The 24,539-nt window shown below is 62.5% G+C and carries 18 protein-coding genes; all 18 read left to right on the forward strand.

What is annotated here, in order from left to right; translation table 11 throughout:
- Positions 1–67 precede the first annotated feature (67 nt).
- Entirely contained in the window at positions 68–2,098 is a 2,031-nt protein-coding gene (locus C0V97_RS13215) for a penicillin-binding protein 2 (protein WP_127103067.1), read from the forward strand.
- Positions 2,099–2,101: 3 nt separating this feature from the next.
- The gene (locus tag C0V97_RS13220; RefSeq protein WP_127103045.1) at positions 2,102–3,580 is read left to right on the forward strand and encodes a UDP-N-acetylmuramoyl-L-alanyl-D-glutamate--2,6-diaminopimelate ligase; all 1,479 of its coding nucleotides are present in this window, start codon (positions 2,102–2,104) and stop codon (positions 3,578–3,580) included.
- Positions 3,577–4,938, forward strand: a complete 1,362-nt coding sequence (gene murF / locus C0V97_RS13225; protein WP_127103046.1) for a UDP-N-acetylmuramoyl-tripeptide--D-alanyl-D-alanine ligase — start codon at positions 3,577–3,579, stop codon at positions 4,936–4,938. Before C0V97_RS13220 ends, murF begins: the two co-directional genes overlap by 4 nt.
- On the forward strand, positions 4,938–6,029 hold the full coding sequence (mraY, locus tag C0V97_RS13230) for a phospho-N-acetylmuramoyl-pentapeptide-transferase (protein WP_127103047.1): 1,092 nt from the start codon (positions 4,938–4,940) through the stop codon (positions 6,027–6,029). The genes murF and mraY overlap by 1 nt, the downstream gene beginning before the upstream one ends.
- Before the next feature lie 7 nt (positions 6,030–6,036).
- Positions 6,037–7,416: a UDP-N-acetylmuramoyl-L-alanine--D-glutamate ligase gene (gene murD / locus C0V97_RS13235; protein ID WP_127103068.1), complete on the forward strand. Its 1,380-nt coding sequence runs from the start codon at positions 6,037–6,039 to the stop codon at positions 7,414–7,416.
- 29 nt (positions 7,417–7,445) lie between these two features.
- On the forward strand, positions 7,446–8,639 hold the full coding sequence (locus C0V97_RS13240) for an FtsW/RodA/SpoVE family cell cycle protein (protein WP_127103048.1): 1,194 nt from the start codon (positions 7,446–7,448) through the stop codon (positions 8,637–8,639).
- On the forward strand, positions 8,636–9,751 hold the full coding sequence (gene murG / locus C0V97_RS13245; RefSeq protein ID WP_127103049.1) for an undecaprenyldiphospho-muramoylpentapeptide beta-N-acetylglucosaminyltransferase: 1,116 nt from the start codon (positions 8,636–8,638) through the stop codon (positions 9,749–9,751). Before C0V97_RS13240 ends, murG begins: the two co-directional genes overlap by 4 nt.
- 50 nt (positions 9,752–9,801) lie before the next feature.
- Positions 9,802–11,220 (forward strand): UDP-N-acetylmuramate--L-alanine ligase, encoded by a 1,419-nt coding sequence (gene murC / locus C0V97_RS13250; protein ID WP_127103050.1) that lies wholly within the window; start codon positions 9,802–9,804, stop codon positions 11,218–11,220.
- A complete protein-coding gene (gene murB, locus C0V97_RS13255) occupies positions 11,217–12,188 on the forward strand; it encodes a UDP-N-acetylmuramate dehydrogenase (RefSeq protein WP_127103051.1) in 972 nt (323 codons plus the stop codon). The genes murC and murB overlap by 4 nt, the downstream gene beginning before the upstream one ends.
- The gene (locus tag C0V97_RS13260; RefSeq protein ID WP_199751873.1) at positions 12,185–13,123 is read left to right on the forward strand and encodes a D-alanine--D-alanine ligase; all 939 of its coding nucleotides are present in this window, start codon (positions 12,185–12,187) and stop codon (positions 13,121–13,123) included. The genes murB and C0V97_RS13260 overlap by 4 nt, the downstream gene beginning before the upstream one ends.
- On the forward strand, positions 13,120–14,301 hold the full coding sequence (locus C0V97_RS13265; RefSeq protein WP_127103052.1) for a cell division protein FtsQ/DivIB: 1,182 nt from the start codon (positions 13,120–13,122) through the stop codon (positions 14,299–14,301). The genes C0V97_RS13260 and C0V97_RS13265 overlap by 4 nt, the downstream gene beginning before the upstream one ends.
- Complete coding sequence (gene ftsA, locus C0V97_RS13270; protein WP_127103053.1) at positions 14,298–15,698, forward strand: cell division protein FtsA; 1,401 nt, start codon at positions 14,298–14,300, stop codon at positions 15,696–15,698. The genes C0V97_RS13265 and ftsA overlap by 4 nt, the downstream gene beginning before the upstream one ends.
- An 83-nt stretch (positions 15,699–15,781) precedes the next feature.
- Complete coding sequence (gene ftsZ / locus C0V97_RS13275) at positions 15,782–17,269, forward strand: cell division protein FtsZ (protein WP_127103054.1); 1,488 nt, start codon at positions 15,782–15,784, stop codon at positions 17,267–17,269.
- Between the two features lie 167 nt (positions 17,270–17,436).
- A complete protein-coding gene (lpxC, locus tag C0V97_RS13280) occupies positions 17,437–18,444 on the forward strand; it encodes a UDP-3-O-acyl-N-acetylglucosamine deacetylase (protein ID WP_127103055.1) in 1,008 nt (335 codons plus the stop codon).
- Positions 18,445–18,523: 79 nt separating this feature from the next.
- Entirely contained in the window at positions 18,524–19,402 is an 879-nt protein-coding gene (locus tag C0V97_RS13285) for an outer membrane protein assembly factor BamD (RefSeq protein ID WP_127103056.1), read from the forward strand.
- Between the two features lie 78 nt (positions 19,403–19,480).
- Positions 19,481–21,196: a DNA repair protein RecN gene (recN, locus tag C0V97_RS13290; RefSeq protein ID WP_127103057.1), complete on the forward strand. Its 1,716-nt coding sequence runs from the start codon at positions 19,481–19,483 to the stop codon at positions 21,194–21,196.
- The gene (ligA, locus tag C0V97_RS13295) at positions 21,196–23,250 is read left to right on the forward strand and encodes an NAD-dependent DNA ligase LigA (protein ID WP_127103058.1); all 2,055 of its coding nucleotides are present in this window, start codon (positions 21,196–21,198) and stop codon (positions 23,248–23,250) included. Before recN ends, ligA begins: the two co-directional genes overlap by 1 nt.
- Positions 23,251–23,335: 85 nt before the next feature.
- The coding region (locus tag C0V97_RS13300; RefSeq protein WP_148114940.1) for a hemolysin family protein at positions 23,336–24,539 on the forward strand (1,204 nt) is incomplete at its 3' end.

Below are 24,539 nucleotides of genomic sequence, written 5' to 3' on the forward strand. Positions count from 1 at the left end.
TTCCGGTGGCGCGCCCTCGCGTCCTGAAGGCAAGAGCACCAAGCGGGTCAGGGCGTCGCTCGACCAGATGCACACAAGACTGATCGGGGTCGGGCTCGGGTTTCTGGTCCTTTTCGGCCTCGTGGCGGGCAAACTGAGCCTCGCCACCGTTTTCATGCCTATGGCCCCCGAGAAGCGACAGATCGCTTCACAGGTGCCTGAAATTCCGAAAAGCGACCCGAAAGGGCAGATCGCAGGCGATTTCTCGTTACCGGATGTGCATCGCGCGAGCATCGTCGATCGTAATGGGCAGACCCTCGCCCTTTCTCTGCCCGTGGCGCAGGTCTATGCCAATCCGATGGAGCTGATCGACGCCCCGGATGCAGCGAAGAAGCTCAAATCCGTACTGCCCCAGCTCGACGAGGCAGAGACAACACGCCGACTCTCGCTGAAGAAGCAGTTTGTCTACATTGCCCGCGATATCTCGCCCGTGCAGGAAATAGCCATCAATAATCTGGGCATTCCGGGCATCTATTTCGAAGCGAGCGAGCGACGTCATTACCCGCTGGGCCGTACCGCCGCGCAGATTCTGGGCGGGGTGGATATCGACGATCACGGCGTGGCCGGGGTCGAACGTTATTTCAACGAGCGTCTCAACAAGGATCGCACCCCGCTGCGTCTGTCGCTGGACGTGCGTATCCAGGCCGTGGCCCGGGAAGTGACCCAGGCCGCCATGGACGAGTTTCAGGCCATCGGGGCTGCGGCCATCGTGATGGATGTGAATACGGGCGAGATCATCTCCATGGTCAGCCTGCCCGATTACGACGCCAATGAGTTCGGCCATGCGCCTGCCGATGCACGGTTCAACCGCGCCGTCACGGGCATGTACGAACCGGGCTCGACCTTCAAGCTTCAGACCGCGGCCATGGCCATCGAATATGGCGTGGCCCATATCTGGGATCGCTTCTCGACCATCCCCATCCATATCGGTCGCTTCACCATCTCGGATATCAAGACCGATCACTTCGCGCCCTGGCTCGCCCTGCCCGACGTTCTTGCCAAGTCATCGAACCCGGCTGCCGCGCATATCGCACTCGACGTGGGCGCGAAACGGCAGCAGGAATGGCTGCGCAATATGGGGTTCTTTAATCGCGTGCCGATCGAACTACCCGAGGCTGGACGTCCCATCGTACCGTCTTCGAAGAACTGGGGCGTTTCGACTGTCATGACGGTCGGCTTCGGTCACGGCGTGGCTGAGCCACCGCTCTCTATCGTGCGCGGCACCGCTGCCACGGTGAATGGCGGCATTCTGATCAAGCCTACTCTCGTGGCACGCGAACAGGATGACGGCGCAAAACCGGATGAGGAGGCCCTCCCCCCCGGTGCGACCGCGCCCGGCGGTGCCCCCCTGAATGCACCCGGCGGAACGCAATCTGGCACGACGGGTGCGGCCGCACCTCCGGGCGCCCCTGTTGTACCCGCCGCCTTCAGGCCCGAGAGCGATGCCTCGGGCGATGCCCCCGCCCCGCCGCCGCAGCCTCAGGGTGACCGGGTCGTATCGGAGGAAAATTCCAGGCTCATCCGCAAGATGCTGCGTCTTGACGTAACGCAGGGCACGGCGCGCAGCGCGGAAGTACCCGGCTATTTCGTAGGCGGCAAAACCGGTACGGCTGAAAAGGTCGGACCGAATGGCCGATATCTGAAGCACGTCAATATCTCGGCCTTCACTTCGATTTTCCCGATGAATGCACCGCGCTACGCCGTCTATGTCATGCTTGATTCGCCACACCCCACCCCCAAGACCCACGGCTTCGTGACGTCTGGCTGGAACGCCGCCCCGACGACAGGAAAGCTGATTGCACGTATCGGGCCGATGCTCGGGCTGTTTCCCGACACGAAGAACGCCGCAAAGATCGATGCCGAGATGGCCATACCGCTCGAACCCGGCATTCCGCCGGGTAAACGCGCCCTCGGCCCCGGCAACGATCCGGGTGATCCGCGCATCGCTGCGCAAAAGGAAAAGGCGGAAAAAGACGCCGCCAAGGCTGCCGAGAAAGCCGCCAAGCTCGCTGCGAAGGCCACCGAGCGCGCCGCGCGTCACTCTTCTGAACGAGGCTGAGCCATGCGCCTTTCCGAACTCCTGAAGCGGGCCGGACTCCCGGTCCCGCCGCTCGCCGTCGATTCATCGAAGGCCGACCCCGAAATCACAGGGATCACCGCTGACAGCCGCGCCGTAGGGCCCGGCATGATCTTCGCCGCCTTGCCCGGCGTCGCGACCGATGGCGCACGCTTCATTCCCCAAGCCCTGTCCCAGGGAGCAGCCGCGCTTCTGCTGCCGGAAACGACGACCGTCGCAGCAGACGTGCCGCTCATCGCCTCACAGGGGCCGCGCCATGATCTTGCTGTGCTTGCCAGAGCGCTGGCGGGGCCGCAGCCGGCGCGCATTGCTGCCGTCACCGGCACGAATGGCAAGAGCAGCACGGCTGATTTCCTGCGCCAGCTCTGGTCTTTGTCCGGCACGATGTCGGCCAGTATCGGAACGCTCGGTCTCATCAGCGATGTCCCGGTCGAGGCTCCGCCCCCGCTCACAACGCCTGATGCGGTCTCCATGGTTCAAACGCTTGCCCGGCTCAAATCTGCCGGAATCGAGCATGTAGCACTTGAGGCGTCATCGCACGGGCTCGAGCAGAATCGTCTCGATGGCGTCGCGCTTCACGCAGGCGGGTTCAGCAATCTGACGCGCGACCACCTTGATTATCATGGCACGATGGAAGCCTATCGAGCTGCCAAGCTGCGCCTTTTTTCTAGCCTCCTGCCACCGGGCGCACTCGCCGCGATCAATGCGGACATGGATGCGGTAACGGTGTCCGCCCTCCGTGAACTGGCGCAGTCCCGTGGGCTCAAACTGCGGTGCGTGGGCGAGCAGGGCGAAACCCTGCGCCTGCTACGCGCAACACCCCTGCCCCATGGGCAGATCATCTCTCTTTCGCTCCTCGGCGAAGCCCTGCCTGAAATCGAACTTGGACTCACCGGACGTTTCCAGGTTGATAACGTGCTTCTGGCCGCCGCCATGGCCTTTGAGCAGGATGAGGACGCGCGCGCTGTGCTGGATCTACTCCCCCGGCTCGCCGGTGTGCGTGGGCGGGCCGAGCTTGCGGCAACGCTCGATAACGGGGCCGGTCTTTACGTGGATTATGCCCATACGCCGGACGCGCTCGAGCACCTGCTGCACAGTTTGCGCCCTCACGCCTCAAACCGCCTGATCGTCGTCTTCGGCGCGGGCGGAGATCGTGACAGGGGCAAGCGTCCCCTTATGGGAGAGATTGCCGCAAGGCTGGCCGATCTGGCCATTGTCACCGACGACAATCCGCGCAGCGAAGACCCCGCCAGCATACGCGCCGCCATCAGGGCAGCCTGCCCCGACGCCCTCGAAATCGGCGATCGTCGCGCAGCCATTGCCGCAGCCCTTGCGCAAGCGCGGGCGGGCGATGTGGTCGTTGTGGCTGGCAAGGGTCATGAAAGCGGTCAGACGGTGGCCGGTGTCACCACCCCCTTCGACGATCGTGCCGTCATTCGCGAGCTGGCCGGGGTCGCCCCATGAACACCCTCTGGACCAGCGCGGAACTGCGTGCCGCGACGCATGGCATGCTCGACGCCGAGATCGTGGTGACCGGCATTTCCATCGATACGCGCAGTCTCGAGCCTGGCGACCTGTTCATCGCCTTGCAGGGAGAGAACAGCAATGGCCATGCCCATGTGGCGGCGGCCCTGGCAAAGGGCGCGTCTTGCGTCATGGTGCATGAGGCCGGTGATGTCTCCGACCCGCGCCTGTTGCGTGTGGCCGATACGATGGAAGGGCTGCGCGCCCTCGGCCATGCCGCACGGGCGCGCTTTACCGGGAAAATGGTCGGGGTGACCGGCTCGGTCGGCAAGACCACCACGAAGAACATGCTGCATTGCGCGCTGGCTTCCATCGGGCCCACCCATGCCGCCATCGCTTCCTATAATAATCACTGGGGGGTGCCCCTCACCCTGGCAAGAATGCCGCGTGATACCGCCTTCTGCGTGGCCGAGATCGGCATGAACCACCGCGGCGAGATCGCGCCACTCGCTGCCATGGTGCAACCCGATATCGCTGTCATCACCACCATAGGCAGTGCCCATCTGGGCCATATGGGCAGTGTAGAAGCCATTGCGGAAGAAAAATCCGATCTCATCGGCGCGCTCTCGGCGCAGGGCGTGGCCATTGTACCAGATGATACCGGCATGGAGGCCATTCTTGCCGGCGCCGCCGCGCGGTCGGGCTGCCGGATTTCCCGCGTCGGGCTGAGCGCACACGCCAGCTATCGGCTGACAGCGCTCGAAACCGGAGCGGAAGGCTCGCGGTTCAAGTTCATGAACCGTGACATCATGCTTTCCGCACCTGGAAGCCATCTCATCCGCAATGCGGGGCTGGTTCTGGCCACGATCGATGCGCTCGGATTATCCCTCGACAAGGCGGCAGCAGCGCTCGCAATCTGGCGCCCCGGCGCCGGGCGCGGACAGGTGCAACCCATCCTGGGCGGTCAGGCCGCACTTCTGGATGAGAGCTATAACGCCTCTGTTCTGTCGATACGCGCAGCGCTGGAGACCCTTGCGCTCATGCCAGCCAAGCGTCGTATCGCCGTACTGGGCGATATCCGCGAACTGGGTGATTTCGCCGAGCGCGAGCATCTGGCCCTCCTGCCCGATCTGATGGCCCATGCGGATCTGGTTTTTTGCTGCTGCCCGCATATGCGCCATGTTTTTGACGCGCTTGCCGAAGAAAAGCGTGGCGTCTGGCAACCAGACGCGGCATCTCTCGCCCCCTTCGTCCAATCCTATCTGAAAGCCGGTGACGTGGTTCTCGTAAAAGGCAGTCTTGGCAGTCGCATGCGCGACATTGTCACCCCTCTTCTTGCTGGGGGCGTGTCAGGCTGATGCTGTATAATCTGATTGCCATTCACGACACGACCCATGGCGGTTTCTTCAATCTTTTCCATTACCTGACCTTCCGCTCGGGCGGGGCCTGTCTGACGGCGTTCGTCATCTCGCTGGTCTTCGGCCGCCCTTTCATTGCCCAGCTCAAGCGCATCCAGCGCGAGGGTCAGCCCATACGCACGCTCGGTCCCGAGCGGCATATTCTCGAGAAGGCCGGCACGCCCACGATGGGTGGAATGCTCATCCTGATTGCGCTTTTTGCCTCGACCCTGCTCTGGGCCGACCTCACCAACGGTTTTGTCTGGGCGGCGATGTTCGTCACCGCGGCATTCGGTGCGGTGGGGTTTGCGGATGACTATCTCAAGCTCTCCAAGCGCAACACGAAAGGCGTGTCCAAGCGCGCCCGTCTGGGAAGCGAGTTTGCCGCATCTCTGATCGCGGGGTACTGGATGGAGAGCCTCATGCCGCCCGAACTGCGGAACATGGTGGCCTTTCCCTTCGTCAAGGATTTCCTCCTGCCGCTGGGTTTTGCCTTTCCACTCTTTGCCATGATCGTCATGACCGGGTTCGGCAATGCCGTAAATTTCACGGATGGCCTGGACGGGCTGGCCATCGTGCCGGTGGTAATCGCCGCTTTGGTTTTCGCGCTGATCGCCTATCTGGTCGGCAATCGCGTCTTTGCCGACTACCTGCAGCTTCATCTGGTTCCAGGCACAGGGGAACTCGGCGTGTTCTGCGCGGCCCTCATCGGGGCGGGGCTCGGCTTTCTGTGGTTCAATGCGACACCCGCTGACGTGTTCATGGGTGATACGGGCTCGCTCTCTCTGGGCGGGGCGCTGGGCGCCATCGCCGTTGCCGTCAAACATGAGCTGGTACTCTGCATCGTAGGCGGTCTCTTCGTGGTGGAGACGCTCTCTGTCGTGATCCAGGTCTTCTGGTACAAACGCACCAAGCGCCGCGTCTTTCTGATGGCACCACTGCATCATCACTTCGAAAAGAAGGGCTGGCAGGAGCCCAAGATCGTCATCCGTTTCTGGATCGTCTCTATCCTGTTGGGGCTGGCCGGCCTCGCGACGCTGAAGCTGCGCTAAGATGACGATACGCGCCTTTCCCTCCGATCTCTTTGCTGGCTCGCGCTTTGCCGTGCTGGGCCTCGGCCGAAACGGCGCGGCCGTCGTGTCAGCGCTTCTCGCCATGGGGGCGGAAGTGCAGGCATGGGACGACAAAGCCCCACCCGGACCCAACGATTTCGCTCGCGACGGGAACGCTGCCCGCTTCATCGCGGCCCCGCTTGAGGAGCTGACGGGTTTCGAAGCGTTGATCCTCTCACCGGGTATCCCGCATCATCTGCCTTTCCCGCATCCGGTTGCCCTGCTTGCCCAGCAAGCCGGGGTGCCCATCCTGTCGGATGCAGAGATCCTCTATCGCGCCGTGCGCAAAGCGGGTTCGCTGGCGCGTTTCGCCTCGGTGACCGGCACAAACGGCAAATCCACCACTACGGCGCTGCTGGCGCATATGCTCGAGAAAGCCCGTGTGCCTGTTGCGGCAGGAGGCAATCTCGGTACAGCTTCCCTCGCCCTGCCGCTCCTGCCCGATGAGGGCGTGTATGTGATCGAAATGTCATCCTACATGCTCGAAAGGCTGGAGAGCTTCCACGCCGCGACGGCCTGCCTGCTCAATCTGACACCGGATCACCTGGAGCGCCATGGCACAATGGCGGGTTATGCCAGCGCCAAACGCCATGTCTTCGACAACATGACCCCTCGCGATCTGGCGGTTATCGGGGTGGATGACGCCCCTTGCTGCGCTCAGGCGCAGGAACTGATTGCGAAGGGTCTGACCGTCACCCTGATCTCGGTCGATAATCCGGATACCGTACGCGGAATATCTGCCGCACTCGAAGAAGCGCCTGCCCTCCCCGGGAAGCATAATCTGCAAAATGCCCTGGTTGCCCAAGCCATGGCGCGCCATCTCGGTCTCTCGGATGAGATGATCACGGATGGGCTGCGCAGCTATCCCGGCCTGCCCCATCGACAGGCTCTGGCCGCTACCATCGATGGCATACGCTTCATCAATGACAGCAAGGCCACCAATGCCGAAGCCGCAGAAAAGGCGCTGCTCTGTTATGACAGGATCATCTGGATTGCCGGGGGCATTGCCAAGTCCGGCGGGATCCAGGCTCTGGCGCCCCTTTTTGACCGGATTGCCAAGGCCTATCTGATCGGTCGCGATGCGCCCCTTCTTCGTGAGACTCTGGAGACGCACGGCGTAGCCTGTGAGAGCGTCGAAACGCTCGAAGCCGCCACCATGGCCAGCCTCGAAACCGCCAAGGCGCTCGGCGTGCCTATCGTTCTGCTTTCCCCTGCCTGCGCAAGCTTCGATCAGTTTGCGAGTTTTGAGGCGCGTGGCGCGCATTTTATCGATATCCTGTCACGTCTGGACCGAGTGGACGCACGGCGTGAAACGGGATCGCCCTGATCTGCAGGGCCTTGGGGGACTGAATTAAGATGGCAGGGCATTCACGTGTCGATACGTCCAGAATCGGACGCTGGTGGCGCAATGTCGATCGCGTCACGCTCTGCTGCGTCGGGATCCTGATCGCGTTCGGTTATATTCTCATGCTCGCTGCAAGCCCGGCCGTGGCCGTGCGCATCGGCGCATCGCGTGAGATGTTCATTCTCAAACAGGTCATCTTCCTGCTTCTCGCAGGGGCCGTGGTGCTTGGCGTCTCCGGGCTTTCCCGCCCAGCGGTCAGGCGCCTTGCCCTGATCGGTGGGGTCATCGCCCTCGCGGCGACTTTCATGACGCTTGTCCATGGCGTGGAGATCAAGGGGGCGCGTCGCTGGATCGCGCTTCCCATGATGTCGGTTCAGCCCTCCGAATTCCTCAAGCCCTTCTTCGCCGTGGTCACGGGATGGCTGTTGGCGGAGCAGCGCCGCCGGGTCATCTTCGGGTCGATGCGTTTTCCCGGCATGCTGATTGCGTTTGGCTGTTTCGGACTCATTCTGCTGCTTCTGAAATCCCAGCCCGATATCGGGATGTTGTCCGTCATCACGATGGTGTTCTTCATCCAGCTATTCGTGAATGGTCTGCCCGTCATTTTCGTGGGTGCGGGTGTTGGCGCGATGATCGCAGCCTTCGCAGGCGCCTATGTGGCCTTCCCGCATGTTCGATCACGTGTCGAGCGCTTCCTGCATCCGAATGTGGGCGATCACTACCAGATCGACACCGCCCTGCGCGCCTTCGGTAATGGCGGAATGATGGGGCGCGGCCCCGGCGAGGGACGGGTCAAGGATCTACTGCCTGACGCCCATGCCGACTTCGTCTTTGCCGTTGCAGGCGAGGAATACGGGCTTTTCATCTGCCTCTTCATCATCCTGATCTTCGCCGTGATCGTGGTCCGCACATTGCTCAAGCTGATGCGCGAGAGCGATCCTTTCGTGATCACGTCCGCCTCAGGCCTGGTCGCAGGCTTTGGCCTGCAGGCTTTCATCAATATGGGCTCGACCTTGCATCTGATTCCAACCAAGGGCATGACGCTGCCGCTCATCTCCTACGGAGGCTCGTCGGCTCTCTCCATTGCCCTTACGCTTGGCATGGTGCTGGCGCTGACACGGCATCAGGTTTCGGCCAGCCCCATCAGTTCCACTTACGCGAGTCAGGGCCACTGGACCTCGCTTCGGGAAGGATCGAATTCATGACCCGTCCAATCGTGATCGCTGCAGGGGGAACGGGTGGCCATTTCTTCCCGGCAGAAGCCCTTGCGACCGAACTCGCCGCGCGCGGTCATGAACTGGTGCTCATGACCGACAAACGGGCAGGCAAACGCACCAGCGGCATCTTCAAGGACCGGCCACAATATGTGCTCGAGGGCACCGGTGTGGCGGGAAAGGGCATCACGACCAAGCTGCGCGGTATGACTGCGCTCCTGCGCGGCGCCTGGGCCGCACGGGCACTGCATCGTCAAATCAACCCGGTCGCCGTGATCGGTTTCGGCGGGTACCCCTCGGTGCCGCCCATTCTTGGCAGCCGCTTCCTGCCTGACTCCAGACGCCCGCTCGTGATCCTACACGAAGGCAACGCGGTTCTGGGTCAGGCCAATGCGCTCCTGGCACGTTTCGCGACATCCATCGCGACCTCCTTTCCCACCGTCGCAAGGTTGCCGCTTGGTCTGCGCGCGGCGCTCACCGGCATGCCGGTGCGCCCGGAGATCGAGGCCCTGCTGGACACGCCCTACACGCCACCGGGCGACGCGCTCCATCTTCTGGTCTGGGGTGGGTCCCTGGGGGCCCGCGTATTCTCGACCACCGTGCCTGCGGCGCTGGCGCAGCTACCGCCGGGGTTCAAAGCCAGGCTCCATGTAACCCAGCAGGTGCATAACAAGGATATTCCAGAGGTACAGGCCGCTTATGACAAGGCGGGCATCGATTGCGTTCTGGCGCCATTCTTCTCCGACGTGGCCTCTCTTCTACAAAAGGCGCATCTCGTCATCGGCCGTGCTGGCGGCTCCTCAGTGGCGGAACTGACGATTGCGGGAAAGCCGTCGATCCTCGTCCCCTTGCCGATTGCCGCTTCTGATGAGCAGGGGGCAAATGCGTCCCAACTGGTCGATGAAGGCGGGGCCTGGATGTTCCGCCAGAAGGATTTCACCCCCGATGCCCTTGCCGCGTTCCTGGCCCCGCTGCTGAACGACCCTGAGCGTCTTGCGGGGGCAGCGGCTGCGGCAAGACGCTTCGCCCATCCGCAGAGCGCCCGCCTGCTGGCCGACCTTGTCGAAGCCCGCATAGTGGATTACCGCTCCCCCGTTTCCTGACACGTCACCTCGTCAACCGATCCTTTGCTGTTTCTCTGAAAGCCTGGTCCATGCGCGCACTTCCCCTTTCCATTGGCACCATCCATTTCGTCGGTATCGGCGGTATTGGCATGTCTGGAATCGCCGAAGTGCTGCATATGCTGGGCTACAAGGTGCAGGGCTCCGATATCAGCGAGAATGCCAACGTCCTGCGCCTGCGCAAGCTCGGCATCATCGTGGCGATTGGTCATGATGAGGCCAATCTGGGGACGGCGCAGGTCGTTGTGACCTCGACGGCGGTCAAGAAGGACAATCCTGAAGTGCTTGCCGCACGGGCTCGGCTGATCCCCGTCGTGCGTCGTGCCGAAATGCTGGCCGAGCTGATGCGTCTGCGCTGGGCCGTGGCCATCGGCGGCACCCATGGCAAGACCACTACCACCAGCCTCGTGGCCTGCGTGCTCGAGCAGGCCCGGCTCGATCCCACGGTCATCAACGGTGGCATCATCGAGGCCTATGGCACAAATACGCGTATGGGCTCGGGCGACTGGATGGTGGTCGAGGCCGATGAGAGCGACGGCTCCTTCCTGCGTCTTCCGGCCGTAATTGCGGTCGTCACCAATATGGATCCCGAGCATCTGGATCACTGGGGCACGGCCGAGGCCATGCAGGCCGCCTATGATCAGTTCGTGTCCAATATCCCGTTCTACGGTTTCGCCGTGCTCTGCATCGATCACCCAGCCGTCCAACAGATGATCCCGCGCCTGTCCGATCATCGCGTGGTGACCTATGGCTTCAGCCCTCAGGCCGATGTGCGCGCCGACAAGCTGATCACCGACCGTCTGGGCGCGACGTTTGAAGTCGTCATCACGAGCCGCACGCAAAAGACGACGCGCAGGGCCGGGCCGTTCCGCCTGCCGATGCTCGGGCAGCATAATGTACTCAACGCGCTCGCTGCGATTGCGGTCGCGAGCGAGATGGACATCAATGACGAGACGATCCGCCTGGCTCTGGCCGGTTTCCGTGGCGTCAAGCGTCGCTTCACGCGCTGTGGCGACTTCAACGGTATCACCGTAATCGACGATTACGGCCATCATCCGGTCGAGATCGCGGCAGTTCTGCGCGCCGCACGTCAGGCTGGTGCGCGCGACGTGATTGCCGTGGTGCAGCCCCATCGCTATTCGCGCCTCGAGGCCCTGTTCAGCGATTTCTGCACCTGCATGAACGATGCCGGCACGGTGATCGTGACCGACGTCTACGCTGCGGGTGAGGCTCCGATCGAGGGGATCAGCCGCGACTCCCTCATCGAGGGACTGCGTGCGAGCGGTCATCGCTCGGTTGTCCCGCTGCCCGGCCCGGAACATTTGGCCGAGATGATCAATGCCATCGCAAAGCCCGGTGATTTCGTGGTCTGCCTCGGCGCCGGTACCATTACCAACTGGGCGCAGGCCCTGCCTGGGCAGCTCGCCGCGCTGAATGGCAAGGCATCATGAGCACCGCGCTTCGTGATCTTACCCCAAGGGGGAGGCTGAGCTTCGATGCGCCGCTCGGCCCACGCGCGTGGTTTCGTACCGGCGGCAATGCCGAGGCCCTCTTTGTCCCCAAGGATGCGCAGGATCTGGCCGAAACCCTGGCCGCCCTGCCCCCGCATACCCCGGTTACCGTGCTCGGGGCGTGTTCGAATGTCATCATTCGCGATGGCGGGCTGGATGGACTCGTGGTGCGTCTGGCGGGCGGCTTTGCGGAGATCGTGATCGAACCGGACGGGCTGATCGCCGGGGCTGCGGCGCTCGACATGATGGTGGCCGAGCAGGCCGCAGGTGCCGGTCTGGCAGGCCTGGAGTTCCTCGCCGGAATTCCGGGGTCGATAGGTGGGGCGGTGGTGATGAATGCCGGGGCCTATGGCTCCGATATGAACGCCGTGCTCGACTGGGCAGAGGTCCTGCTACCGGACGGATCGATCACGAAACTCGATAATCCCGCCCTGGCCTTCACCTATCGCCATGCCGTGCTGCCTCAGGGGGCCATCGTGCTGCGCGCGCGCCTGAGGGCCCAGCCGGGCGACAAGGCGCAGATCCGCGCCCATATTGCCGGGATCAAGGAGGCACGCGAAGCCTCGCAGCCCATCAAATCGCGTACAGGCGGCTCGACCTTTCGCAATCCGGACGGGCACAAGGCGTGGCAACTGATCGATGAGGCCGGGTGTCGGGGACTCATCCAGGGCGGCGCGCAGGTAAGCGAAAAACACTGCAACTTCCTGCTCAATCTGGGCGAGGCCACGAGCGCGGATCTGGAGACGCTTGGCGATCTCGTGCGCCAGCGCGTGCTCGACCATAGCGGCATCGCGCTGCACTGGGAGATCAAGCGACTGGGCAGAAAAGCTGGGGAAGTCTTGCACGACAACGCTCAGCAAAAAGACACACCATCAGTCGCCGAATTGCGCCGGGAGGAAACGCCATGAGCCTGAAAATTGCCGTCCTGCAGGGAGGAATTTCCAGCGAGCGTCCCGTCAGCCTGCGTAGCGGCGCGGGCGTGGCGCAGGCTCTTGTCGAGGCCGGTCATGACGTGGTGAGTGTCGATGCCGGTCCCGATCTGGTGGAGACGATCAGGGCATTGCGCGCTGCCGCACCCGATGTGGTGTTCAACGCACTCCATGGCCCGCTGGGTGAAGATGGCGCCATTCAGGGCGTGCTGGAATGGTTGGGCCTGCCCTACACCCATTCCTCCATCCGAGCGTCTGCACTCGCCATGGACAAGGACGCCTCGCGACGGGTCTTCGCCGCTGCCGGGCTGCCCGTGGCAGAAGGGCGTGTGGTCACCATGGAGGAGCTGGCGGACGCGGATCCGCTCCCCACACCCTATGTCGTGAAACCTGTTGCGGAAGGCTCGTCCTTCGGGGTCGAGATCGTACGCACCGGCAGTAATCGCCGTCAGACTATCGCCGCAGGCTGGGCCTATGGCCATGAGGCGCTGGTCGAGGAATACATCCCCGGTCGCGAGCTCACCGTCGCGGTGCTGGGTGATCGCGCCCTGACCGTGACCGATATCGTGGCAGCTTCGCCGACCGGTGATTTCTATGATTTCGATGCCAAATACGCGCCTGGCGGCTCGGTGCATCATGTTCCGGCGCAGGTCCCTGAGGCGATTTTCGAACAGGCCCTGCGCTGTGCAGAAGCGGCGCACAAGGCGCTTGGATGCTCCGGTGCCTCACGCTCCGACTTCCGCTATGACGAGGACAACGCCCGCTTGATCCTGCTGGAGGTCAATACGCAGCCCGGCATGACGGCAACCTCACTTTTGCCCGAGCAGGCAGCCTATTGCGGCATTTCCTACCCCGAGCTCTGCGACTGGCTGGTGCGTGACGCCCTGACGACACGCGGTAAACGCCCTGCATGAAAAACAGACGGCCAGACGCGCCTTATCGCGGCCCGGTGCAGCAGGACAGGCCTGCCCGTCTCGCGCTGTTCATGCGCCGGCACAAGCGCGGGCTGCGTCTGTTCGTCGCTTTTCTCATCCTGCTCGGGCTGGCGGGATTCGGAATTTCGGCATTGCATCTGTCGAGCTCGGAATCCCGTTTCGCACCTTACCGCGCGAAACTGGTCCAGTACCTGCCATTCCAGATCAAGACCATTCGTGTCGAGGGACGCAATCTCACTCCTGAAGAAGATCTGATGAAGGCGCTCGGCACGTCGGTCGGTCAGCCAATATTCGGGTTTTCGGTCTCGGCGGCGCGCGACCGGATCGACACTCTGCCCTTTGTCGATCATGCCATGGTGTCGCGCCATATGCCCGATACGGTGATCGTGAGCATTGTCGAGCGCAGTCCAATTGCCGTCTGGCAGGATCATGGCCATTTCATCCTAATCAACCGCGCAGGAGAGAAAGTTCCTGATCAGGGGCTCGAAGGCAAGAACGGTCAGGCCTTCATTCGCCTGCCGCTTGTGGTGGGTGAAGGGGCGAATGTCGCCGCATCGTCCCTTGTAGATGCGATGACGGCCAATCCAGTGGTCAAGGATTTCGTGGTGGCCGCGGTCCGGATCGGCCAGCGGCGCTGGAATCTAACCCTGCGCGATGGCGCCTCCGTGCTTTTGCCTGAAGGGCAGGAACAGGCAGCACTGGCCCGCCTGGCGCAGTATCAGGCACAATTCCGTCTGCTGGAACGCCCGGTCGTATCGATCGACATGCGCCTTCCCGACCGCATGGTCATTCATCAGAACGCACCCGCAGCCGAGAACAGCGACGGCAAGCCTGCCGATGGCACGGCGAACTCGGATACGGCGCCTAAGCCGCCTTCCTCCGCTACCGATGGCGGGAAGAGCCGCGTCGACTCTCCAGCCAGGAAACCGGTGAGTGGCCGTTCGGAAACCGACAGAGGTGCCGATCAGGGCCGCGGCCCGGCGATGCGACCGATGAAGGAGCGAACGCCCTCGACTGCGGGTGATGCAGGGAACAACCGGATGATTCCCGCACCGCATCCGACCCAAAGCCCCTCAGCGACCCGTCCGGTTCCGCCACAGGATGCGGAACGCCCCTTGCCCGCCCCTCAGCCACTCAATGGAGCCCCGGCAGAATGAACGATCTCGTCACGACCGATCCGGAAGCTCCCCGCAAGAAGCGCCGTCGCACCGTCCGCAGTCGCGCCCTGCTTCCAGTAAGCACGGGGCGACGCAATCAGGAGCGGTCAGAAGACCATATCCTGGCATTACCCCCGGCTGATGAGCCCGCTTTGCCGCGGCATTGGCGCGTTGGTGTTTTCGGCGTGCTCGATATCGGCTCGACCAAGATGACCTGCCTGATCGGGCGGGGAGAGGCCGATGGCACGTTACGCGTTCTCGGCTATGGATGGCGGCGCTCACGCGGGATACGCAACGGCAATATCGTCGATCTCAAGGAGGCCGAACAGGCGATCAGGGCCACTGTCGGGCAGGCGGAAGACGCGGCCGACCGACGACTGGACAATATCACGGTCAATCTCTCATGCGGTCATCCCGAGAGCCGGCTGTTCAACGCGCGCATGCCGATCGGCGGCCGTGAAGTCGGAGAAGCCGATATGAGCCGTGTCGTGGCCGAAGGCCAGGCGCGCGCCTACACCGAGGGGCGTACGGTCATCCACACCCTGCCCATTGGCTACGCGGTGGACGATACTTACGGCATCGTCGATCCGCGTGGGCAGGTCTGCGAACAGCTCACCGCACGGCTGCATGTCGTCGACGCGGCCACGGCCGCCGTTCGTACACTCGATTCCGTGCTGATGCGCTCCGAACTCAAGATGACCAATCTCGTCTCTGCAGCTTTTGCCTCAGGACTCTCGGTACTCGACGCTGATGAGCGCGAACTTGGTGCAACCGTGGTCGATATGGGCGGGGGTACGACCTCGGTCGCAGTATTCGGCGAGGGAATGCTGCGCCACACCGCATTCCTGCCCGTGGGGGGGCTGCATGTCACTCGCGATCTGGCGGGCATGCTCTCGACATCGCTGGATGAAGCCGAGCGCCTGAAGACCAAATACGGCGCAGCCGAGCTTTCGGCCGAAGACAGCAGCGAACTGATCACGCTTCAGAAAATCGGCGAAGCTGCGGGATCGTTGACCACCGTTTCACGGGCACGGCTCGTTTCCGCCATTCGTCCGCGCATCGAGGAGACACTCGAACTGGTCCGCGACAGGCTCGACGACGCGGGATTTGGTCGGACCGGGCGCGAGCGTGTGGTCCTGACCGGGGGGGCGTCTCTGCTCGACGGTGTCGGCCCCATGGCGGCGCGTATTCTGGATCGTCCCGTCAGACTGGGCCGTCCCCTGGGCATTGTCGGCCTGCCTGAAATCGGGGCCAATTCTGCAGGTTTCTCCACCGCTTCGGGGCTGCTGGCCTGGGCTGCAGGTGCTGATCGCAGCTTCCATGACGCCGATGCCCCCGAGCCGCGCGCTGGAGGCATGCTAAAGCGCCTCGTGCATTTCATTAGGGGTCGCGCGTGAGGAAAAAGTAACCTATGTAGTTCATGCTCTACAGTCATTCTCCTGCCATTCGAGACTGATTTCAGCCCTATTCGGATCACGCCATGACGCTCAATCTCACTGCCCCGCAATACAACTATTCTGATTTTTCTCCCCGTATCACCGTCATCGGTGTGGGCGGCGGTGGCATGAATGCCGTCAACAACATGATCGAGATGCAGCTTCAGGGCGTCGAGTTTGTCGTGGCCAATACCGATGCGCAGGCTCTTGCCGGTTCGCGCGCCGAGCGTCGGGTTCAGCTTGGCCCGCACCTCACCCAGGGTCTCGGTGCAGGCGCAAAGCCCGAAATCGGCAAGGCTGCCGCCGAGGAAGCCGCCGATGAGATCGCGCGCCACATCGACGGCGCGCATATGGTGTTCGTGACGGCGGGAATGGGCGGTGGCACGGGCACAGGCGCGGCTCCGGTGATCGCGAGAATGGCACGCGAGCGCAAGATCCTGACCGTGGGCGTCGTCAGCACACCTTTTGGCTTTGAAGGCGGGCGCCGCAAGAAAGCCGCTGAAGCGGGCATTGCCGAACTTCAGCAATATGTCGATACCCTGATCGTCATCCCCAACCAGAATCTCTTTCGCATGGCCACCATGCATACGACGCTGCGTGAAGCGTTCAAGATGGCAGACGAAGTGCTCTATATGGGCGTCCGTGGCGTGACCGATCTGATGATGGCCCCCGGCCTGGTCAACCTCGACTTCGCCGATATCCGCACCGTCATGGCGGAAATGGGCAAGGCCATGATGGGAACGGGCGAAACGGAAGGCGAGGATCGAGCGCTTGAAGCCGCGAATCGCGCAATCTCCAACCCGCTGCTCGAAGACTCCTCGATGTCCGGCGCGCGTGGCCTGTTGATCAACATCACCGGCGGCGACGACATGACGCTGTATGAAGTCGATCAGGCCGTCGAGCGCATCCGCCAGGAAGTGTCGGATGATGCCATCGTGATCTGGGGCTCGGCCATCGATCCATCGCTCAATGGGCGGATGCGCGTATCGGTTGTCGCAACCGGTATCGATGGCAGCCGTGTGCCTGAGCCTGAAATCGTCGAGACCCATGCCGAGACATCTGAGCCAGCGCCCGTCGCCCCGGACGGTGCCGAGGTGACTCAGGGCAGCGGCTCTCAGCCCCCGTTCCAGCCCGCCTCGACCTACGCCTCGGTGCCTCGTCAGCAGCCTCACTACACGCTGGATAATCAGGGTGGCGCCTCGGCGGCTCCGTCGCCGCATACGGTACCGCAGCAGGCTGCGAAACAGCCTCAGCCGCATGCGCCGTCACCGCGCGCGGGCCTCTTTTCGGATCAGGGACAGCGTCCGGCGCCAGAACCCCAGTCCCAGCCGCGCAGCCTGTTCGGAATCGTGACCGGCGCCCTGCGCGGGCGCCCTGTCTCCTCGACCACGCCGACTCATCACGAACCGGCGCGCAATGAACCGACCGTCGTGGAACGTGAGGAGATGCCACGGGTGAGCGCGTCTCATGACGCCGGTGACGAGAACGGCCTTGATATTCCGGCTTTCCTGCGACGCGAACAGGGACGCTGAGGCGGGCGTTACGTCACATCCTGAAACTGAAAATCGACTTCAGTTTCAGGACCTTAGGCCGTAATACTTGGCAATAAACATTGACTGGTCTGCTCTCCCTCATAGCGGTTACAGCTTTCCGCAGGATCCGGGCTTAAACCGGCCCAAACCAAGGAGAGCCTCTCATCATGCAGATCACGGCCGAAACACCGTTCAAAGCATCGATCGTGCCTCTCCCGCTCTCCTCTACGCCCTCCTCCTTCTCGATCCTTCCCGGCAACGCGCCACGTACCCCGCTTCAGAACACGCTCAAGAAGGCTATCACCTGCGTAGGTATCGGCCTGCACAGCGGTGCACAGGTACGCATGACGCTCAACCCGGCACCGGCAGGCCACGGCATCGTTTTCGAGCGCGTTGATCTGACCGGCTCAGCGCCTATCGCCGCGCGCTACGACAATGTTGTCTGCACTCGTCTCAGCACGGTCATCGCAAATTCCGGCACCCCGGAGATCCGCGTTGCCACGATCGAGCATCTTATGGCGGCGCTTCATGCCAATGGCATCGATAACGCCCTTATCGAGATCGACGGCCCCGAGACTCCCGTTCTGGATGGCTCCGCTGCGGAGTTCGATTTTCTCATCCAGTGCGCTGGCACCCAGATTCTGGAGTTGCCGCGCGCCGTCATTGAAGTCCTGCGCCCTGTCCATGTCGAGGAAGAGAGCGGTGCTTTCGCCGAGCTGCGCCCGGCCCGTTCCGGCTTTGCTCTCGCCATGTCCATTGACTTCTCGGCGTCGGTGATCGGCCAGCAACGCCACGCCATGCCACTCAGCCTGGAGCGTTTTCGTCAGGAAGTCGGTTTCTGCCGTACCTTCGTCGAGCGCAAGGAAATCGAGGCGCTTCAGAAGATGGGGCTCGCTCGGGGTGGATCGTTGCATAACGCGATCGTGGTCGAAGGCGAAACGGTTCTGAATCCCTGCGGGCTGCGTCATCCCAAGGAATTCGTGCGCCACAAGCTCATGGATGCCGTGGGCGATCTCTATCTGGCCGGGCATACGCTCCAAGCCGGTTTCATGGGCCATAAATCGGGGCATACGCTTAATAACAAGCTGCTGAGAGCCTTGTTTGCCTCCGCCGAGAACTGGCGTTTCGTCGGTAGTGAAGAATCGTCGAGAACGGAATTGCGCGCAACGGCGTAAGAGAAACGATCTCATGCGCCCAGGTCTTCCGCGAATGGTCAGGCGTGATATAAGACCGTTCGTTAGTGGAAGAGTCGGCATGCATCAGAACACAGAACGTAACGTACCTCCTGCGCGCAAGCGTCAGCGTCTCGCTGCCGCAACAATGGCAAGCAGTTTTCTGCTGCTGAGCGGCTGCTCCCTCTTTTCGAACAAGGAAGAGGTCAAGGCACCCAAAGTCGCGAGCGCCGAGGCACTGTATAATTACGGTATCGATGCGCTGCATTCGAAGCGTTACACCCTGGCGAGCGGCGAATTCGAGCTGCTGCAGCAGAATTATCCTTATTCCGGCTATGTTGGTAATGCCGAGCTGATGGAAGGCTATGCCTATTATCTGCAGGGCGAATATGCGCTCTCCGTCCAGCAGCTCGAGCGCTATCTGTTGCTGCATCCAACCAGCCCTGACGCCGCCTATGCCTATTATCTGCGCGCACTCTGCTATTACGAGCAGATTGCCGAGGTCCAGCGTGACCAGCAGGGAACCGTTGAGGCACTGAATGCGCTTGAGGAAGTTGTTACACGCTTCCCTCAAACGGCTTATGCGCGCGATGCCCAGCTCAAGATCGATCTCTGCCGCGACCATCTGGCAGGCAAGGAAATGCTTGTCGGGCGTTATTATCAGCAACAGCATAATTACGAAGCCGCGCTTGGCCGCTACCAGCGCGTGGTGGCGGACTTCCAGACGACCAATCACGTTGCCGAAGCGCTCGAGCGTATCGTCGAAGTCAATCTTGAGCTTGGTCTTGTGGACGAAGCCCGCAAGGCCGCATCGGTCCTCGGGTATAATTACCCGAACAGCCAGTGGTATCGTTACAGCTACAATATGCTGCGCAACCGCAACCTGCTCGCCGATCACAGTGTGGTTCCCGGCTCCACGCAGCGTGGCTTCTTCGGCCGCATGTGGCACTCGGTCTTCTGATCCCGCCGAGACTGTTGCGCCGCTATGGTCTCTGCCCGGCTGCGCGATTTCCACGCTGAATAATCGGGACCCCCTTCCATGCTGACTCACCTCTCGATACGCGACATCGTCCTGATCGAGAGGCTCGATCTGCCGTTCCATCCCGGGCTTACGGTACTGACGGGTGAGACAGGCGCGGGCAAATCCATCCTCCTCGACTCACTCAGCCTGACCCTGGGCGATCGCGCCAGTGGCGGTCTGGTACGCGCCGGAGCCGACCAGGCGGCCGTGTCAGCCTGTTTCGAGATACCCGATGGGCATCCCGTTCATCAGCTTCTCGCTGAGCAAGGCATCGCCCTCGATGACCCTCACGAGCCCCTCGTGCTGCGCCGAACGGTCACGACAGACTCGCGCTCACGGGCCTATGTCAATGATCAGCCGATCGGGGTGGGACTACTGCGGCGTATTGCCGCGCTGCTGGTCGAGATTCAGGGGCAGCATGACCAGATGGGTCTGGCCGATCAGAGCACCCATCTCGATCTGCTTGACGCATTCGGCGTCGATCGCCGTGCGCGGGACGCTGTTGCACGCGGGTACCGCCGCTGGATCGAGGCGACGGCTGCCCTCGCCGCCGCCCAGTCGGAAATGGAGGCCACGCGACGCGAAGAAGACTGGCTGAGGCAATCGGTTGAGGATCTGTCCGCCCTCGCGCCGCAGGAAGATGAGGAAGAGCAGCTCGCGGCTCTGCGCATCGGTTTGCAGCAGAATGAGCGCCGGGGCGAGGCTATTGCCGCGGCTCTCTCCGAGCTGACACCACGCGACCGTCGGTCGGCTACACCCGCCGCCGCCCTGCGCAATGCCAGCCGCACGCTGGCGCGTCTCCTTCCGGCGCCGGGGGATGAGTCTGCGCCCAGTTCGGCCCAGCAGCATCAGGCGCAGGAAGCTCTGGCAGCGCTGGAAAAGGCGGAAGAGGCACTGGCCGAAGCCGAAACCCTGCTCTCGCGCCTTGCCGCCGACGCCGACACAGACCCCAAACTGCTTGAAGAGACCGAGGAGCGCCTCTTTGCCCTGCGTGCCGCCGGGCGCAAGCATGGTGTCGGGGTCAATGAGCTCGCGGCCTTGCTGGCCAGCCTGCAGGCGCGGCTCGAGGCGCTCGATTCCGGAAATGCGCGTATCGAGCAACTCCAGGCCGAGACAAAGGCAGCGCGCGAGGTTTTTGCGACTGAAGCCGAGGCTTTGAGCCAGATCCGGGCGCGAGCCGCGCGCCGTCTGGAGACAGCCGTCATGGCCGAGCTCAAACCCGTCCGCCTCGAACGCGCGCGTTTTATCGTCGCGCTCACCCCACTTGAACCAGAGGCCTGGAACCTGCGGGGCAAGGAGCAGGCGTCTTTCCTGATCGCCGCCAACCCGGGCCAGCCTCCCGGCCCTCTGGCCAAGGTCGCCTCGGGCGGTGAACTCTCGCGGCTCATGCTCGCGCTCAAGGTGGTTCTGGCCGAGCGCTCCGCCATACCCACACTCGTATTCGACGAGGTTGATTCCGGCGTAGGTGGCGCCACGGCCTCCTCCATCGGTGATCGTCTGCACCGTGTCGCACAGGATGTTCAGGTGCTCGTGGTCACCCACAGCCCACAGGTTGCAGCGCGGGGCGATCAGCATCTGCGCATCAGCAAGCGCATCCGCAAGGAGCGCACCGAGACGCTGGCAGAGAAGCTCTCGGCGGAGGAGCGTCGCGAGGAGATTGCCCGCATGCTCGCCGGAGAAACCATCACGGATGCCGCCCGCACGGCAGCAGACAGTCTTCTGGAACAAGAGTAATGGACGATATCCACGCCAGAGAACACGCCCGGCTTGCGGCGCTCATCGCGCGCTGGAACGCGGCCTATTATCAGAATGACGCGCCGGAAGTCTCGGATGCGGAATATGACTCCACGCGACGCGACCTCGTCGCGCTGGAGGAAACCTATCCCGAGCTCAAAACCCAGGGCGGGGTGACAGATAGCGTCGGGGCTGCCCCGGATTCAGCGTTTGGCAAGCAGGGGCATCGCCTACCCATGCTCTCGCTCGACAATGTCTTTACCACCGAGGAATTCGATGCCTTCGTGACCAAGGCTGCGCGCTTTCTCGGGCTTGATGCGGCCGCAGCGGATGCGCTTGCTTTTGTCGCAGAGCCGAAAATCGACGGGCTTTCGATCAATCTCACCTATGTCGGGGGCGCGCTCATACGTGGGACAACGCGCGGCGATGGCATGGTCGGAGAAGACGTGACCGCCAATCTGCTGACCATTGCCGATATCCCCCGCAGGCTTACAGGCAAATTCCCTGATGAAATCGAGATACGCGGCGAAATCTTCATGGCCAAGGCCGACTTCCTGACGCTGAACGAGACGATGCAGGCGCAGGGGCAGAAGAGCTTTGCCAATCCCCGCAATGCGGCTGCGGGCTCGCTGCGTCAGCTCGACCCTGCGGTGACCGCGCGCCGCCCGCTTTCGCTTTTCGCCTACGCCCAGGGCTATGCCAGCGCCGCGTGCGCCGACACGCATTGGGCTTATCTCGAGCAGCTGCGGGCCTGGGGTTTCCCCGTCAACCCGCTGTCCCGCCGCATCGCCCATGCGAGCGATATCGCCGCGTATATCGACACGTTGGCGCGCGATCGTGCTGCCCTGCCCTATGATATAGACGGCGTGGTCTTCAAACTCGACGCTATCGCCCTACAGACCCGCCTCGGTTTCGTGGGCCGTGCACCGCGCTGGGCCATCGCTTGGAAGTTCCCGTCGGAACAGGCCATTACTCGTCTTGAGAAGATCGAGATACAGGTGGGGCGTACCGGCGCTCTGACCCCGACGGCTCATCTGCAACCGGTCAATGTCGGCGGGGTGATCGTCTCAAGAGCGACGCTGCATAACGAGGACGAAATTTCCCGAAAGGACGTGCGCCCCGGTGATCTCGTGCGCGTCCAGCGCGCTGGCGACGTCATTCCGCAGATACTTGGCCCCGTACCCGAAGACGCGCCCCGGAGCCCGGCTTTCGTCTTCCCCACACGCTGCCCGGTTTGCGACTCCCTGACAGAGCGCCCCGAAGGCGAGGCCGTGCGCCGTTGCACGGGCGGACTGACCTGTGAGGCGCAGGTGGTCGAGCGTCTCATTCATTTCGTCTCCCGACCTGCATTCGATATCGACGGGCTCGGTGAGCGTTCCATACGTGAGTTTCATGAGATCGGCCTGATCGACAAGCCGGGCGATATTTTTCGCCTCCATGAAAAGGCCGAGCTGATACGCGGTCGCGAAGGCTGGGGCGAGGTCTCGACGCGTAATCTGCTGCGCGCCATCGAACAGCGCCGCAGCATCAGTTTCAGCCGCTTTCTCTTCGGGCTCGGAATACGCCGGATCGGAGAGCGCACCGCGCAGCTTCTGGCGCGCCATTATCAGAGCTACGAGGCTTGGGTTGAGGCCATGAACGCTGCCCGCGTGATCGGATCGGACGACCGACTTGCGCTCGGCAGCATCATGGGGATCGGTGAGAGCATCGTGGCTGATCTTCTCGCGTTTTTCGCCGAGCCGCATAATGTCGAGACACTGGCAGACCTGCGCGGGCAACTCACCATCGAAGAAGAATCCCGCCCGGAATCGGGACCGCTCTCAGGCAAGACCATCGTCTTTACCGGCACGCTGCACAGCATGACCCGACCGGAAGCAAAGGCCATTGCAGAGCGGCTTGGAGCACAGGTGAGTGACTCTGTTTCCAAGAAGACTGGGCTTGTGGTGCTGGGCGAAAAAGCAGGATCAAAAGCCAAAAAAGCGGCAGATCTGGGTCTCAACACTTGCGATGAGGCGGGCTGGCGGGAAATCGCCGGGCTGCCACCCGCTCCGTGACGGACGAATACTGGCAAGGGAGGCAGAAAAGGCCTAAATACGGGCTCACGCTATCCTTTGTCCCTGTTTATGAGGAGCCACGCGCATGACGTTGCTGCTTCTGGGCCTTGCGGCCATGGTGGCAGCTATTGCCGTCTCCATTCTGATTTCCCTGTCTGAAATCTCGTTCGCTGCAGCGCGCGATATCCGCCTGCGCGCGCTGGCCGATCAGGGCGATGCACGGGCCTCGGCCTTTCTGAAACTGCGGCGCAACAGCGGCCAGGTCATCACGGTATTGCAGATCTGCCTCAATGCGGTGGGCGTTCTAGGCGGCGTAATTTCCAGTGAGCTTCTTACCCCTGCTTTCAGCACGGCCCTGATCGAAGCAGGCTTGAGTCAGGGCGTGGCGACCAAGACCGCTGCAACCCTGGCCTTCGTGATCGTGACCGGTCTGTTCGTGCTTTTCGCCGATCTGCTGCCCAAGCGGATCGCGCTCAATAATCCTGACCGGGTAGCGCTGCGCGTGGGCTGGTTTCTCACCGGCGCACTCAGGGTGCTTTACCCGGCGGTCTGGATTTTCTCGATCATCTCGGATTGGCTCCTGAGCCTGCTCCGCATTCCCGCCGCCTCCGCCGTAGAGCCCGTGACCCCCGAAGATCTGAACGCCATGCTAGCAGCAGGCACGGCATCGGGCGTGTTGCAGGAAAAAGAGCATCAGCTGATCCAGAACGTGCTGGCCCTCCAGGATCGTTCCGTCACCTCCGCTATGACGCCACGCGACGAGATCGTGTTCCTCGACGTTCAGGAATCACTCGAATCTCAGCGTGACAAGGTGCGTATCCGTCCCTATTCGCGCTATCCGCTCTGCGATGGCGGCCTCGATCACGTCATTGGATCGATACGCGCGGAGGACGTGCTCGTGGCCGTGGTCGATGAAGTGCCGCCCCATGCTGATCCAAGCCAGCCGATCAGCAGTCAGATATTCCGCATGAGGCGCGATACGCTTTCTCTGCCGGACACGCTGAATCTGTGGGACACGCTCGCCCAGTTCGACACCCATGGTGCCGGGTTTGCGCTTATCGTCAACGAGTATGGCCTTGTCGTCGGGCTGATTACCTTCAAGGACATCATGGGGGCGCTCATGGATGGCCTGGCAAGCCCGTTCGAGGAGCAGGCAATCGTTCGACGTGATGCCAATTCATGGCTGATCGACGGCGCGGCCCCGATCGGCGATGTCTTTCGCGAACTGGATATCGATCTCGATGCTGAACGCGACCTGTTCCATACCATCGGCGGTTTCGTCATGCACC

Source organism: Asaia sp. W19, from assembly GCF_003994335.1.
Taxonomy (GTDB): Bacteria; Pseudomonadota; Alphaproteobacteria; order Acetobacterales; family Acetobacteraceae; genus Asaia.